The following is a 16,240-nucleotide window of genomic DNA, read 5'->3' as shown; positions in this document are numbered from 1 at the left end:
AGCAACGACAGTAAGTTTCAGGGTGAAAAAACACCATAAAAAAGGCGCCCGCAGGCGCCTTCTGGTTCTGAGTGTTATGTCAGAAACTCACCTTCAGGCCCACCATCGCGCCGGTGTCCGAGTAGCCGCTGCCGCCCATCTGCTGCGCCACGTTGCCCCAGAGGTTCACGCCGGGCTTCAGCTGCCCCTCCACGCCGAGCTTGAGCTCGCCCAGGTTGCGCGTCCCCTTCTGGCGCACGTCCACGCCGTTCAGCTTCACGCCGTAGGGTTTGGTGTTCGCTATCCAGTTCACCTCTGCAAAGGTCTGGAAGGTACGATCTTTGCCCTCATCAATGGCGCTGTGGCCCTTGATGAAGGCCCGCACGCCGAGGCGCGTCTGCACACTGCCCTCGCCCGTGCCGCTGACCCGCGTGCCGTTCCCCTCACGGATGTCGCCTGCCTTCACGCCCGACCATGTCACCTGTGCCTTCGGCTGAACGTAGTAGCTTTCACGCGCGTTCTTTTCGCCGAGTTTCCAGGTGTAGCCGCTCTCCACTGAGGCCGTGATGCCTTTTGACTTATAAGACTCCGGTGCCAGCGAGTCGCCCTGCACGCTGTTGTCAAACCAGCTGTACTGCGCCCAGGTGTCCACGTACGCGCCGGTCTTCTCCGCGTTGTCCTGCAGCCAGGTGCCGTAGAGGCCCGCGCTGTAGCCGCGGATGCTGCCCTTCGCCGACTGCCCGCTGACGCGGTTCTGCGTGCTGCTGTGCTGGTTGGCGTAGCCGGCCATCACGCCCAGGTGATACCGATCTGCGCCGTCAGAGCTCCACTGCGCCACGTCGCCGCCTAGCTGCATCACGTAGCGGTTGGCCTGCGTTTTCTGCTGGCCGCTGCTGTCAGAGAAGCGCGTATGCCCGCCGGTGTTGCGCAGCCACATGCTGGTCACCTTCTGCTCGCCGGTGACGGCGTCCGTATAGTGCGTTTCGCCGAGCCGGTCGTGCAGGCGCGTGCTGAACAGGGTGTTTGCCGCCGCCAGGTTCGCCGCGTAGGCGCCCGCCTCCGGACGGTAGACGCGCACGACGTCGTCATCGTTCTCTCCCGGCGTGCCGCCGCCACCGTTACCGCTTTCGCCGCCGTCCTCTTTCACGGTATTGCGCAGGTACCAGTTCGCGCTGTTTTCCGCGTCGCCGCGGGCCAGATGATACTCATAAGCACCGGCCACGATGCGCCCTTCCTGCGTAAACTCGCCCTCTGACTTACCGCGGACCGTGATGACCTCAATACCGTCAATGGTGCTGGCACCGCTGCCGCCGGCGTTGTTTACCGCCACCGCGGTGCTGCCACGGGTATCACCGTCAACCAGCAGGCGGTCGGTGAGCGAGCCGTCGCCGCCGAGTGCGGTGTTCAGCACCAGGCGCCCGCCGCTGCCGGTATAGTCGCCCTTCACGTGCAGCAGGCTGCCCGCCGCGCCCGGCTGCGCTACCATCAGCGTGCCGCTGCTGGTGAGGTCGCCGCCGACTGTGAAGTCCGTGGCTCCGGCCACCGCGCGCGGTGCCGGACCCAGGGTGCCCAGCTGCAGGGTGCCGGCATTGTTTACGTCGCCTGCCGTGCCGCCGAAGCCGCCAAACACCGCACCTGCTGCCACGTCCGTGCTGCCAGAGGCCAGCGTCACCGCCTGCCCGGCGGTACCGAGCTGCAGTCCGCCCGCGTTCACCGCGGTGCTGCCGGTGTACTGCGCCGCCGGATTGCTTAAGGTCACCACGCCGCTGCCGTTCTGGGCCAGCGCGCCGCTGCCCGTGATGCTGTTTTCCAGCAGCCAGCCGGCAGCACCGTTCAGCTTAAGCTGCCCCTGATTAGCCACGGCGGCCGTGCCCAGGCTGTCTGCGCCGGTGGCGGTGAGCGTGCTGCCCTCCGCGACAGTGAACTCTCCGCCGAAGTCGCGGTTATCGCCCGTCAGCACCACGTCGCTGCCGTCACTGAGCGCCACCTTACCGCGGCCGCTCAGCTGATTAATCATCCCGCCGGCCGCGCGTTTCAGGGCCAGCAGGCCGTCGCTGACGATGCCGCCCGAGCCCAGTCCCTGAACGTCGTCAAGCTCTGCCGCCGCGCCGCCCGCAATGGAGGTGGTGGCAGTAAGTCCGGCGTTGCTGCCTTTTACCGTCAGCGTGCCGCCGGTTACGCTCAGTGCGCCTGCGCCCCGCAGGCGGCCCTCCGCTGTGCCGCCCTGACTCACCGTCAGGCTGCCGCCGTTCAGGTCAGTGAGTGAACCTGCTGCGGTGTTCAGCATGCCCACCGCCTGAGTGTGGCCGTTCATATCAAAAGCCGTGCCTGCGGCCAGCGACAGCTCAGACGTCTGCCCGAGCACGTTATCATTGCCCATCTGCAGCGTGCCGCTGCGCACGTCCGTGCGCCCGGTGAAGCTGTTGCCGGCGTTTGAGAGCGACACGGTCTGGCCCGCGCCGGTGTCAATCGCCAGGTCACCGCGGCCGCTGAGCGCGGCGCTCAGGTCCGCCGCGCTGCCGGTCAGCCCGCGCGCGTCCAGCACCAGCGCGTCGCTGCCGGCGCTCAGCAGGTTCAGCGCCGTGAGGCCGTAGTTTACGTAGAGCCCGTCCTGAGCCGCACCGCCGGTCAGGCGGTAGTCGTAGGTGGCGTCCGCCACGGACAGGCCGTTCTGCGCCACCTGCGTGTGCAGCGCGTTGCTGATGACGCTGCCGTTCTGGTCCTTCAGCACCAGGCTGCCGCCGCTGCCGGTGACCGCGCCGTCGCTGCCCGCCAGCTTCAGCAGGGTGTTCGCGTCGTCCTGTGCCATCAGCGGCAGCGCATCCGGTGGCAGCACCGGCGCATTGTCCACGGTGCCGGCATTCACCTGCACCGTGCCGCGGCCGCTCAGGTCCAGCAGGTTCGCGGTCTGCACGCTGCTTTTCGCCGCGCTTTCGCCTGGCGTACCGGTATTGAAGGCCACGGTGCCGCCGTCAAAGGCGAGCCCGCCGGTACGCTGCACGCCGTCCGCCACGCTCACGGTGCTGCCCGCGCCCGCCAGAAGACGGGCAGCGGCCAGCGCCTGCGCGTTCAGGCCGCCCAGCGCGAAGGTGGCATCCGTCAGCGCCAGGGTACCCGTAAAGTCCCGGCCCGCCATGGCGGCGTTGTTCGCGGTGAAGTCAAAGGCGCCGCCTGCCGCGTCTGCCGCAACGGTTCCTGCGCCGCGCAGGAAGCTGTTAAAGGCCGTATCGCCCGCGCTGCGGATCCGCAGCGTGCTGTCGCCGCTGAGGGTGTACCCGGTGCCCGCCGCGTCGTTCCGTGCGTCACCGAGCGGCAGCAGCGTACCGTCAAGCGTAAGCTCAGAGCCGCGCGACAGCGCCACCGCCTCAAAGCCCGTCAGGGTTGCCGGGTCGGTGACCGTCAGGACGGAGTCACTGAGGTTCAGCGTGTCCGCACCCGCGCCCGCCTGCAGCGAACGGAACAGCCCGGTGTCGGACGGGCGGATGCCGCTCAGGTAAAAGTTGTCACTGCCGCTGCCGGTCATGACGTCGTCCGCCGTGCTGCTGCCCTCCAGCGTGACGCTGTTGTTGCCGTCCGCAAGCCCGACCCGTCCGGTGATGTGGCCGCCGCGCGCGTTGGTGAAGTTGAGGTAGCTGCCGGCCGCCACGCGCAGGGCGTCATAGGCCGCGCCCGCCGCCTGAATAGTGCCTCTGTTGACAAAGCTGCTGACGCTGGCGCCGGAGACGTCCACCACCGCCGAGGTCAGGGACTGCGAGGTCAGCGTGCCCGACTGCTCCACGCTGCGGGTGCTGCCCTTCACGACCAGCGCCGCGCCGCCTGCGGTGTCGTTCACGTTAACGCTCGCGCCCGACTTCACGTCGCCGCGGGTGCTGGTTACAACGCCGCGGCCCTGCGCGCTGTCCACGTTAATGACCAGGCCCTGTGACCCGGATGTATCGAAATCCTTATCCGACTCCGAACCGTCTGCATGTCCGAAATAGAGGCCGGCGCCCGCGCCGCTCACGGTGATGGTGCCGCTGTTCTCCGCTGCAAGTGTGGCGGCCGTGCGCACGCCGTAGCCGTCGCCCACGGTGATGGTGGTGTCCCTGAGCTGAATGCCTTCGATTTCCGCGGCGTTTTCGATCGCGCTGCCGGTGCCGCCCGCCGTCATCTCAATGGTGGCGCCGTCTACCGTCAGGCCGGTTGCGCCGCTGTCCAGCAGCACGCCGTGGGCGCTGCCGCCCGCGCGCACCGTGCCGCTGCCGTTGAGATCAAGGGCCGCGCCGTCGCGCACACGGAAGGCGGCCGTGCCGTCTGTGGCCTCTACCGTGCCGCTGTTGGTGACCACCGAGTCTGCCCCCAAGACGTCCACGGCCGTACCGTTCACGCGGATGCTGCCGCTGTTGTCCAGCACGCCGCCCTCAACCTGCACGCCGGTAGTATCCGGTGCGGTAAAGTCGACGGTTCCGCGGTGGTCAAGCGTGCCGCCGTTGCGGGCGATGTAGCCCACGGCACCCGGCGCCGCGTTGGCGCTGTTCAGGGTTGCAAAGCTCGTGAGCGTGGCGCCCTGTACCTGGCTCTGACTGCCGCTGATGTCGGTGTACGTATTTTCCACAATACCGGCCGAGCTGCCCGCGCCGCTGAGGTTCACGGAGGTGTCCGCCGCAAGCACGCCGGTGGCGTCGCCCGCCACGCGGATACCCGTAGCACGCTCGCCGGTGACGTTCAGGTTCATGTTGCCGGTAGTGAGCGTACTGCCAGTGCCCTGCGCACCGGTGACCAGCAGGCCGGTGGCGTCTTTACCGTTCACGCCCAGCTGCGTACCAGTGCCGGTGCCGTCAAAGGCCGCACCGCCGTCGATCCGGTACAGGGTGGAGCCTTCTGTCGAGACGCTCTGGATGCCGGTGCTGTTGTCGGTAATACCCGAACCTGCGCCAAAGACGTAGTAGCCAGTCTGATTTTTATCGCGGAAGTTCACGGCTGCGCCGTCTTCCACCACGAGCTGCCCGCCGCTGCGCGCGTGAGCGGCGATGGCGCGTTCGCCCTCAAGGTTAATGTCTCCCGCGTTAGAGGCGGTGGCCATGGTACCCTCAGCCCACAGGCCGTAGTTAGCGGTGCCGGTAACCGGGTCCACCCCCGTTTCCACCTCAATGGTGCCCGCATTGCGTACTGCAGAGGCCATACGGTCGGTCATTTTGCTGATGGCCTGCATGGCCACCGCGTTAATACCTTTCAGGCTGATGAGTCCGGTCGCGGCATTAAGGACGTTTACCGCTCCCTCAGCGGCCACCATGCCCGCGTTCTGCAGCGGAGCCGGTACGTCTGGACGCCCGAGGATCTCAATGGTCCCCTCATTGGTGGCAGAGCTGCCCGCTCCCCTGGCATACACTGCATTTCCGCCCTGGGTTTTACTGCCGATAACCATCGACTGTCTGTTTGTAAAAGTCCCCTCATTGATTCGGACAAGCGTACTTCCCGGTGAGCTGGCATCAATATCATTAGTGGGGGACGCCGTGTTACGTTGTGCCTCGCGCCCAAGATAAAGTGTGCCGTTATTAACAAAATCTGATTTTCCGGAAATATTTACGCCGATGGTGTAGATTCCGGAAAAAATTGCATTATACGGGCGAGCGATAGCGGCAACATTGATATTGCCAGTATTAACCATAGTGCTGTTATTATACAGGTCCACTCCCGGATTGGTCGCATAGCTTCCATTCGGGGCGATATTGATTACGCCTGAATTATTAACTTCGGAGTTACTGGCTTGTAGAGCAGTGTTGTGCCCCGAAAAAACGTTTGTAACGGCACCGGTGGCTAAATCAGGCCGGTATGCAGCCATTTCGGCATTGGTACCGGCATCAATAACACCGCTATTATTAACAATGCTGTTACTGGCTTTTACAACAATGGTACCTCTGCTGCTGCTCGCAAAATGGCCGAGTTCACCTGCATTATTAAGCGTAGCGCCGTCCTGAAGATTCACAATCGCGCTGTCAGTACCAGCACCCTGTATCGATGCCCCACTGTTAACATTAATGACCGCGCCAGCACCTGTGCCCAGCAGGTAGGCGACACGACCAGTACTGACCGTCTGAAGGACCGCATCATCATCCGCAATTGGAGTGACATAATCCTGATATATATATCGCGGACTATAAATAACTGCCCTGTTAAACTCACTCATATAATCCTCAGGCCTGATTACATGGTTTTTTACCGCATTAATAAGCGCTTCATTATAGGCCTTAAGCTCGCCGATGCTATTAACACTCTGCGCTCCGATCGCACTTGTGAAGCTGCCGGCAAATTTATTTGGAATTGATGATAATGGCTGTCCGGGAGTAGCCTGACTAAAAAAATTCCCCAGGTCGACAACAGTTTTGCTGTTGTAGTTAATTACGGCCGGGCTGCTTGCATCAGCTGAGTCAGCCTTAAAGACTGAAGAAATCACGTTCGTTTTATTATTGCCTTTCAGATAGGCAAGAAGGCGATTGGAGGCATCATTGAACCATTGTGTGGCGCCCGGATTTCCTGTATTCACATCCAGGCTTCCCCCTGACTGCACCTGAATCAGGTTGCGATCGACATACTGACCATTTTTCCCCACTGCCTCAAAAATCGGAATGACAGTTCCGGATATATTCTGCATACCGAGCTGAGTGTTATCGTACCCGCTGAACGTTTCTGTCTTACCGGTCACCGGATTGACATAGTTGTAACCTGTGAGCTGCCCGGTTCTGATGTAGCCTTCCGGAATCAGGGCCGCGCCTTCTCCCGTCACCAGCCCCATGTTATAGGCTGCCCCGAGCGTCATCAGGCGTGAACCGGATCGTCCTGACGCTATATTCGCCCAGTTGCTGTCGGCCAGGTTATCCTGCCCTGTGACATACTGTACATGTCCGCCATCGGTTTCAGGATTGAACATATCCAGTCTGATATCAGCCGCATCAGCACCCCCTCCAAGAAGGAGCAATATACCTCCGGCAATGCGTGAAATACGCGATGCCGGAGAGCAGATACCTGATGACGTGGCTGAGGATTTAGTTTTCCCCCGCGCCAGTTCCGAGGTGACGTCATACCGCTGACAGGCGGCATTCCATTTAACTTTAAATATCCGGTTCATGGTGTTGTGCTCGCAATTTTAAATAAAGGGTCAGAAAGTCATCTGAATAAGGACACCCGCCAGGCACCAGGTGCCCAGGGAAAAAGCGGTAACAAAGATCCAGGCAGATGGCCGCAGCAGTTCATTGCACATCAGAGAGGTTATTTTTTTCATTTTTCAGCTCATGTAATCAGGGGCTCAGCGCAGGTGTGAGCACGTCCGGGCATGATTCTGTCACTTTGTGACCACAGCAAAAATCAGACGACAGGAGACGCGCTGTAGGCCGGAGACTACAGAAGATTTTTTTTATTCTTACTTTTTTTAATTGTCGCTGACCGGACTAAGAAAAATGAAATCCCTACGTAGGAACAGGACTACAAAAATATATTTTTTGCATACTCTCTTTCTGCGGAATATGATTAATTTATTTAACAGAGCAGAATAAACATGGCCGCGTTTATCATCATCGACGACCATCCGCTGGCGCGCCTGGCCATCCGGATGCTGCTGGAAAAAGACGGGCACAGCGTGGTGGCGGAGTCTGACACCGCTGATGAGGTGGTTAATCTGGTCAGAAAGCACGACGCCGGGGCGCTGATTATGGATATCGATCTGCCGGGTATCAGCGGCACGGAAGCCATTGCGCTGCTGCGCGCGGCGAACATCCGCGTACCGGTGATTGTGATGAGCGGGAAAAACCCCGCCTATTACACGCAGCTCAGCATGAAGGCCGGTGCCAACGGTTTTATCAGCAAGCAGAACAGCCTGGCTGACCTGTCACAGGCCGTCAGCGCTGTCTTTTCCGGCTACGGCTACTTTCCGCTGAGGATGCATGAGACCTGGGAGGAGAGCGTGGCCGATCCGGACGCGGATCGGTTGCGCCTGCTCTCGAAGCGTGAGTTCGAGGTGCTGCGCTATCTGGGAGAGGGACGGGAAATCATGAATATCGCCGCCCGCATGGAAATCAGTAACAAAACCGTGAGCACTTATAAGGCGCGCCTGATGGAGAAGCTCGGCCTGAAAAACCAGCGCGACCTGCTGGACTTCACGCGCCGGAACAATATCTCATGATGCGCCTGGGCCTTCTGCTGCTGTGCGCGCTGCTGCCCTTCGTGGCCACGGCCGGAAAGAAACCGGCGGAACTCACATACACCCCATCCTCGCTGCCGGATGTGGCGTCCCCGGTACTGACTGACGCGCAATGGCGCCGGCTTGGACAGAAGCGCGAGCTGACGCTGGCGCTGTATGGTCCGCCCCGGCCGCCGGTGGTCAGAACGGACCCGGCGCAGCGTGTCACCGGCTATCTCCCGGACTTTATCTGGACAGCGGCACGCAGCCTGGGGCTGACGCTGCGCGTGGTACATTACGAACGTCCGGAGGAGGCGTATGCCGCGCTGGATGCGGGCGAAGCGGATGTGGTATTCAGTCCTGCCGGTATCGCTGTGCCTGCAAATAGTGCATCCCACGATACCATCGTCATGGCCCAGGCCGTGCCCGTTGTGGTCACGCGACGCGACACGGCATCAGCGTCAGCGCGTGGAATACCCGCCGCGGCAGATATCAGTCCCGCCCGGCAGCTTGCACAGCTGGACCAGGGCATAGCGGCATCCGTGACCCTGCCCGCTGGCGAAGCCTGGTTCCTGACCGGGCGAAACTACGTCAATACGCTGGAGGTCAGCCGTGTCTCTGACGTCCCGATGGAGCCCTACCGTCTCGTCACCAGCGGGCGCGAACCACTGTTCGGCGGCGCACTCCGCACTGCTGTGGAGAATTTACGGGCCAGTCCGGCGGGCGAAGCGCTGGCGGCGCGCTGGGATCAAAGTGACCTGACGCGCTTTGTCGCCACGTCACTTAACCTCACGCGTGAGGAGAAGGCATGGCTGCAGGCCCATCCGGAAGTGCCGGTTGCCGCCTCCTCTTTCAATGCCCCTTTCTTTTTTACCGGACCCGGCGGCGTACCCGCCGGTATCGGTCCGGAGCTGCTCGCCCTGGTGAGCCTGCGGACCGGTATCCGGTTCCGCTACACCGATATAGGTGACAGCCGGGATCTCACTGAAAGACTTGACGGGGGGGATGTCATGATGACGGCCCCCCTGATCTGGAGCCGTGAGCGAAGCCGGAGCCTGATGCTGAGTGCGCCGTTTATGTATACGCCGGTGGTCATGGTCACACGCAGTGGCTTCACAGGCACGATCCGGCGTGCCGACCTGGTGCCGGGACAGGACGCCTCCGACTGGTTTACTGCGTCCTGGCCGCAGGCGAAGGTGAACTGGAGCGGTAATCCCGGCCTTGCCATGCAGCGGGTCGCTGACGGTGACACGGATGCGACCCTGACTACGCTCACCAGTGCCCGCTACCTGAAGCAGGGCCTCTACCGGGACAGGCTCAGCCTTCGTGAGAGCCTCCCGGTGGATGAGGCGGCCGTGGTCTTTGGTGTCCGCCGCGCCGATCCGGAACTGCTGGGCATACTCAACAAGACCCTGGCCCTGGTCCCCCCCGATATTATCACCGCCATTCTCGCGCACTGGCAGTCAACACCTTCTGCGCGTTTCGACACCTGGAAAATTTATCGCACCGAATTTTACGCGGGCGCGGCCGCGGCCCTGGCGCTGCTCCTGGTAACCGCGGCCTGGGCGGCCGCACTGCGCCGTCAGGTACGGCGCACCCGCCATGCCAAATCGCTGCTGCGCCAGGAGGTGGCGTTTCGCGACCAGCTGATTAACGGGCCGCCCCGGCCCGTCTACGTCACTAATCGCGATGGCGTAATTATTCACAGCAACACCGCATTCGGCCGCTACTTTACCGGAGAAGCGGCCGCGCAGCTTGCCCTGCCGCTCTGGGACAGCCGGCATCCGCTTTACGCTGTGTGGACGACCTGCATGCGCACCCCGCCTGCGGGTGACGTTCCGCTGGAAGCGGAGTTTGTGCTGGATGCCGGAGACGGCAACGGGCAGACCATCCGCCACTGGATGACAAGTTTTCAGTCGGACGGCGGAGAGACCGGCGGTTATATCGGGGGATGGCAGGACGTTACAGCATACCTCAACATGCAGACTGCGCTGCAACAGGCGCGCACGGAGGCTGAATCGGCGAGCCGGACCAAAAGCCGGTTCCTGGCCACCATGAGCCATGAAATCCGCACGCCGCTGAGCGCTGTCATCGGCCTGCTTGAGCTGCAGGTACAGGAGCGGCGCACCGACACCGAGCTAATCCGTGTGGCTCACGAGTCGTCGCTCAGCCTGCTGGCGCTGATAGGTGACGTGCTGGATATCGCCCGCATTGAGTCCGGAAAAATGAGTCTGCAGCGCCGCTGGAGCGCTCTTGATACGATAATAAGGCCGGTTGTGCAGGCCTTCAGCGGCCTGGCCCGCCAGAAGGGCGTTGTGCTTTCGCTGACGATGCCGGACAACGCTGAAATCCTTACCGACGACCATCGCCTGCGGCAGGTCCTGGCAAATCTCACGGGTAATGCGGTGAAGTTCACGCAACAGGGAGAGGTCCGTGTGCGGGTTATGCTGACGCCTGAGCAACTCCGGGTTGCCGTAGAGGACACAGGACCGGGTATTACGGACGCCGACCAGGCCAGGCTCTTTGCCCCGTTTGAGCAGGTACAGGGTGCCGCTGCGGGAGGCAGCGGCCTCGGGCTTGCCATCAGCCGTGAAATCGCCACGCTGATGGGTGGCACCCTGGCCCTGACAAGCGTGCCCGGTGACGGCAGCACCTTCACACTGGAGATACCGGTGCAGACGCGGCCGGTGACGGCGGTAAGCGAAGAAACGCCGGTACTGCCACAGGGGCTGCCACGCCGGATACTGGTCGTGGATGACCATCCGGCCAACCGGCTGTTGATCTCCCGCCAGCTTGTGCTGCTCGGGCATCAGGCGAAAACAGCCGAAGATGGCCGGGCCGGGCTGCAGGCCTGGCGGGCGTCGCGTCCGGACATCATCCTCACTGACTGCAGTATGCCGGAGATGGATGGCCCGGAGATGGCCCGCCTTATCCGGCAGGAGGACACGGACGTTGTCATCATCGGCATCACTGCCAATGCGCAGGAAGCCGAGCGGGACCGCTGCCTGGCTGCGGGCATGAATACCTGCCTGTTCAGGCCAGTCGAACTCTCACGCCTGGCGGAGGCTATCCGCACCTTTGACCCGCCCGGGGATGAGCCGGAAAACGATCTGAGTGACTGGCTGGATATGGCCGCGCTGGATGCGTTTATTCCGGACAGTCCCGAGGCGGCGGATAGTTTTATCCGCACCGTCATCAGCGAAACGCGCCGCGACCTGCAGGATGCGCGGCAGGCGGTGCAGGAGGATGACCTGTCCACTGCCCGGCGCATCTTTCACCGTATTGCCGGCACCCTGCGGGTCACCGGTATCCGCCGCCTGGATGAACAGTGCGCGCAGCTTGAGGAGCTGGCTGAAATGGAGGAAGAGCAGAAGATCATCCTCCATCACATCTCGAAAGCCGCAGAGATGCTGGAAGCCTTTGCGCGCGCCCGGGCCGCTTCACACCACTGAAACCAGGACTGTGCCTACAGGCCGTCATGCCGCTGTCTGATACCTCTGCGCTGCTTTCTGCCGTGTAATAACGGAAAGCGAATGCAGGGAGAAAGAGATGTTCACAGTTACCGTAATGGACAGCGACAGATGGATTGCACAGGGTATTGCCTGCTACTTCAGTGAAAAACATATCCGTGTCCGCGTGGTTGAGCAGGCACAGATTGATAATGCTCTGCGCATTGCGGCGGGCTCGGATGTGGTTATCAGTGAGCTCTGCGGGTTTGGCCAGGACGTGCAGGCCATGACCGAGTTGCTGTTAAGCCTGCGCTTTGCGTCCCCGCGTACCCGCCTGATTATCCTGACTGACCTGCACGAGAAGGCCGTCATCAGCCATGTAATGGCCCGGCTGCCCGGTGCCTGCGTGCTCTCCAAACGCTGTGACATTCTGCAGCTTGCCGGTGAGGTCTTCGGCAGTGCCACCGGTTCATCTTCTCAGGCTGATGAATTTACGGTGAAATGCAGTAAAGAGGCACTGACGGCGCGGGAGTTCGGTTTACTGCGCCTGCTGGCCACACAGCGCACCCTGACTGACATCGGCCACCGCCTTCAGCTGAGCGTCAAGACCATCAGTCAGCACCGTAAAAACATCATGCAGAAGCTGGGCTGCAGTGCCCTGGCAGAGCTTTCACCCCGACTGAAACGGATGGGATTCGGGCGGCATACCGCCTGACGGTTTACCCTTGCTGTGCTGGCAGGCTGTTCTGCCAGGGGGCCCGCTGTCCGGGGCTCCTTTTTTTCTTTTTTGCCACATCCATCGAAATCTGGCAAATCATCGCTGCCCCAGAGACGGTGCCTGAGCATCACTCAGGTAAGTCAATTATGCTATGTCAGCACGGGTTCCTGATGGAATCTTCAAAAGACCAGAGCCTTCTGCTCACAACTAATACGCATTATGCGATGTTCGCTTTGTGCCAGAAGCGGACATCATCAGGATAACTTACCTGTCTTCAGGTCGATTAACTTACCTGTCTACTTACCAGGTCTTTCAACATTTTTCCGGCAATCTGAATATGTCGCTTAACTTCAGTTCGTGCTTGTTCGGCGTTTCGTTGCTGGCAGGCAATAAGAATACTCGCGTGGTCATCCTGAAACAGGGGGGTTTCAGAGAGTAGCTTTCGCTGGAGGTATTCATACCGCTCAATCTGATTGCGAGAATCATTAATCATGGTCAGTAGTCGATGATTTTCGCACCCACTATAGAGAAGATCGTGAAACTCATGGTTTAGTTGCCCTTGCAGTTCGAATTTGGTACATGAAGCAAGAAGACTATGCGTCAGCTCCGCTCTCGCCAGATTATCAGCACTCAGATTATTGACGCTCTGAAATATTGCCTCGCCCTCGAGCAGAGAACGCAACTGGTAAATTTCATTAAGATCATCAACCGATAACGTTCTGACAATTGCTCCACGATTTCTGAATATCTCCACCAGACCCTCATGTTCAAGTTGTCTGATCGCCTCCCGCATTGGAATACGGCTTACATCAAAATGACTTGCAAGGTCTCTTTCGACAAGCCTTTCACCATCACGAAGACTACCGTTATTAATCATTTCTCTTAACTTACTAGCGAGTAAGTCTGCGGTTGAAACAGCTCTAAAGCTCATAAACGACTCCGAAAAACAATGGTATAATGGTATACCATTTGATAGATTGAGTCCATAAATGCTACGGCGAGACAGTTCTAATATTTCCAAAAAAATGAGTTAATGCACGCGGAGACCAAAATGATCGAGAGAGAACATCACTACCATGTAAACGTTAAATGGACGGGAAATACAGGTAATGGCACGCAGTCTTACAAAGACTATGAGCGAAATTATGAGATTTCGGAGGGCGAAAAACCTGTAATTTTGGGGTCATCAGACCCCGCATTTCTGGGCGATGCCAAATGCTGGAATCCGGAGGACCTGCTCGTTGCTTCTGCTTCAGCATGCCATAAATTATGGTATCTGCATCTCTGTTCGGAAGCAGGGATAAGCGTTATGAGCTATGTTGACCGGGCACATGGAACGATGCGAGAAGGGAAAAAAGGATGTTTCACCAATATTACTTTAAAACCTGAAATAACGATCCGTCCCGGAGATGACATCAATCGAGCACAGGCTCTCCATCAGCGCGCGCATGATCTTTGTTTCATTGCAAATTCCCTTAATTTCCCTATTACATGCCAGCCAGTTATTACTCACAGCCCAGGTTCCGTAAGTCAGTGAGCGCCCGGTAAGCTGTTCCAGTACACCTGCTCCGGCAGTCGCAGCCTGCGCCCGCGACACGGCTGCTGCCGTCGCTAAGGCCGCCTGATAGTCCGTCTCCTCATAATTACCGTTCCACCACCGCCAGAGTGCGCTGCGTTTTTTCGGCTTCGGGATATCCTGTGGCCCTTTGGGCTTATTATTCGCTGCGCGGCCGTGCTGCGGAGCATCAGTATCCGTTACGCTATCCGCTGGCGGCAGCGCCCGGAAAAAGCACATGTCCGTAAAGTTGGTGTGCGGTTCGCTCTGCTCTCCGGCATCGTTGCAGCCGTCCCCCCGCAGGCAGGATTTCGCAAATACCCGGTTACGTTCCCGCGCTTCGGCCAGTCGCTTTTCTTCCGCCTCACGTTCAGCTTTACGCTGCCCCTGTTGTTCGTCGTGCTTCTGCCATGCCCTCTGTTGCGGAGAAGGCCCTTCACCAAGCCATTCCCCGACAGGTGCTTTCACCCTGTTTGTTCCGGGAGGACAGCCACAAAGGACTTCTGAGCGATTAACCGCCACGGCGACGCCGTAAAAGGTGACGCGGTCTTCGCCGTTGATGATGCGGCCCGTCTTCCCGCATTTCGGACATGCTGTGGTGACATCACCGACGCGGACTATCCGGCGGCCAAACTCGGTGTCGTCGATTGAAGCAATGCATTTTGCCCCGGTCGTGGTTTTGTCGAATTCAAGAGCCTGACCCCGCCCGTAATTATCTGTGCGATATCTCACCGGTTACGCTCCGGGCATCGTCAGAAAATCATCCGGCACCGGTGCGTCTTCCCATCCGGCTATCAGGCTGCTTATCTGCGGGGTGCTGATAATCTCACCCCCCGCTATCGGGTCTGCTCCCGGCCAGCGCCACGTCCCGGCCATGCAGCCGGTTCCGCTTTCCGGCGCTGCTGACTATCCGGGTCCGGGTACCATCAGAGCAAACAGCCGAACAGCCTTCGATCAGTACGCTTGCTCGCCCGTCGTCTGCGAGGCGGATTCGGCAGCCTTCCTTCTGTTCCGGATTAAACTCTGCGCCAGTACTACAGCGCCGGGTCAGGCTTTCCGCCGCCAGCCGGTCAGTGGCGTTTACAGGATACTGACGGCAGGGAGCTGCCTGCTCAGCCACCAGCGCCCGTGCTTCACTGCTCATCTCTGCCAACTGCTCCGCCGTGAACGGGGGCTTATCCATTGCGTCCGGCAGGGCCGAAATGAATTCGCTGGTAAACTGAAGCGTCATTTTAAAATCCCTTTATAAATAGGAGTGGTTTTCCATTTCATGCCGCAGCCGGTCAGGGCGGAATGATAACCGTGAAGAAAGAAATTATTTTCACGCCTTATTAATTAAGCTACCTGCCGCGGCGGAGTGCTGATCTGAATCAATAAGTCGTCGGTGCCAGACGGGGCACCTCTATTACAGGAAAGATGAATTGATGAGGTTAGAGCGGGATGTTTTGCCGTTTTCAGTCCGATGCGGCAAGCATTATAACGCGGTAAATAGCGTTCCTTTACCGGGATTCCAGAGGATTTAAGATACTATAATTAACTATCAGACACTTACCTTCAACCATGAACCCCGCCTTTATACTTACGCATTAAATATCAGCAGGTTAGGTCAGAATAAATTTACGGGATAACCCACATGCTAATCCACCAGCCTTAAACACAGAGAGGTTTTATGGGATTCGGCAGATAAAACGAAATAACAACAAAACAGTTAACGTACTGGCTGAAAAATCAATATTTTAATTTATTCCGAAATCCCGTTTAATCCGGTGATTTTGCTCCCCTGAAGGTTAATCTTCAGGCTGGTCAGTCAGACGATAAAGTATTACTGGATTCCGTTATTCTGATTATTTCAGATGCCCGGCGTCAGGATTCAGTGCAGGTCAGCATCCCGGCACCTTTCAGGATTTAGCCTTGATAATCAGAGTTGATACTACAAAGCATTTCTTCATCAACCAGAGAAGAGATAATGTTCTATTCCGGCTGACCATTCTCGCTGCGACCGCTTACCAGATAGTCGGCAAAACTGATGATGCGGGCCGCAAACCGGCTGTCCATGTTGCCATGGCGCTTTCCGACGGTGTCAGGCTGGAAACGATTCAGATTTTATTTAAGTTTACAGAATGGCATTCAGGATCCTGAACGTAGCTGGGAGGGAGTGGAAAGCATCTTCCATCAGCTCAAACAGGGTTCGGCTGCCGCAAGCGTAGTTATGCTCCTTTTCAGGCTGTGAGAATGGCCTGAGCACAGTCGTAAGAAAGCCGTCAGAAATCAGGAAATCGCTGCCATCAGATTTTTTGTCAAAAAAACAACTTTTCCTGCCGTTTTCGTGTCAATAATAAACAGGCCGATCGCACAGGCAACACATTTCCCGCTAAAAACGCTGCAAT

Annotated in this window: 8 protein-coding genes and 1 pseudogene; 5 read left to right on the top strand and 4 right to left on the bottom strand. The window is 59.1% G+C overall.

Annotated features, from left to right (window positions below; translation table 11 throughout):
• Positions 1-79 precede the first annotated feature (79 nt).
• Entirely contained in the window at positions 80-7,084 is a 7,005-nt protein-coding gene (locus ACR6AS_RS13395; RefSeq protein WP_491565901.1) for an autotransporter outer membrane beta-barrel domain-containing protein, read from the bottom strand.
• Between the two features lie 426 nt (positions 7,085-7,510).
• Here ACR6AS_RS13395 and ACR6AS_RS13385 point away from each other — a divergent pair, with 426 nt between their 5' ends.
• From ACR6AS_RS13385 to ACR6AS_RS13375, 3 genes are all read left to right on the top strand, one after another.
• Positions 7,511-8,134, top strand: a complete 624-nt coding sequence (locus tag ACR6AS_RS13385; protein ID WP_434162483.1) for a response regulator — start codon at positions 7,511-7,513, stop codon at positions 8,132-8,134.
• A complete protein-coding gene (locus tag ACR6AS_RS13380) occupies positions 8,131-11,583 on the top strand; it encodes an ATP-binding protein (protein ID WP_434162481.1) in 3,453 nt (1,150 codons plus the stop codon). Before ACR6AS_RS13385 ends, ACR6AS_RS13380 begins: the two co-directional genes overlap by 4 nt.
• A gap of 97 nt (positions 11,584-11,680) precedes the next feature.
• The gene (locus tag ACR6AS_RS13375; protein ID WP_434162478.1) at positions 11,681-12,295 is read left to right on the top strand and encodes a response regulator transcription factor; all 615 of its coding nucleotides are present in this window, start codon (positions 11,681-11,683) and stop codon (positions 12,293-12,295) included.
• Between the two features lie 286 nt (positions 12,296-12,581).
• On the opposite strand, the gene ACR6AS_RS13370 is transcribed toward ACR6AS_RS13375, so the two are convergent.
• Positions 12,582-13,229: a GntR family transcriptional regulator gene (locus ACR6AS_RS13370; RefSeq protein WP_434162476.1), complete on the bottom strand. Its 648-nt coding sequence runs from the start codon at positions 13,227-13,229 to the stop codon at positions 12,582-12,584.
• A gap of 120 nt (positions 13,230-13,349) precedes the next feature.
• On the opposite strand from ACR6AS_RS13370, the gene ACR6AS_RS13365 reads away from it, so the two are divergent.
• On the top strand, positions 13,350-13,835 hold the full coding sequence (locus ACR6AS_RS13365; RefSeq protein WP_434162474.1) for an OsmC family protein: 486 nt from the start codon (positions 13,350-13,352) through the stop codon (positions 13,833-13,835).
• Positions 13,836-14,348: 513 nt separating this feature from the next.
• Here the strand turns inward: ACR6AS_RS13365 and ACR6AS_RS13360 are convergent.
• A pseudogene (locus ACR6AS_RS13360) lies at positions 14,349-14,585 on the bottom strand (PAAR domain-containing protein); the annotation flags it as partial.
• A 94-nt stretch (positions 14,586-14,679) separates the two neighbouring features.
• A complete protein-coding gene (locus ACR6AS_RS13355; RefSeq protein WP_434162472.1) occupies positions 14,680-15,084 on the bottom strand; it encodes a hypothetical protein in 405 nt (134 codons plus the stop codon).
• 680 nt (positions 15,085-15,764) lie between these two features.
• On the opposite strand from ACR6AS_RS13355, the gene ACR6AS_RS13350 reads away from it, so the two are divergent.
• On the top strand, positions 15,765-15,992 hold the full coding sequence (locus ACR6AS_RS13350) for a hypothetical protein (RefSeq protein ID WP_111141355.1): 228 nt from the start codon (positions 15,765-15,767) through the stop codon (positions 15,990-15,992).
• Positions 15,993-16,240 lie beyond the last annotated feature (248 nt).

The sequence above is a fragment of the Pantoea phosphatilytica genome (assembly GCF_051025615.1).
Taxonomy (GTDB): Bacteria; Pseudomonadota; Gammaproteobacteria; order Enterobacterales; family Enterobacteriaceae; genus Pantoea.
Note: the sequence above shows the minus strand (reverse complement) of the source record. Positions and strands in the feature narration are given on the sequence as shown.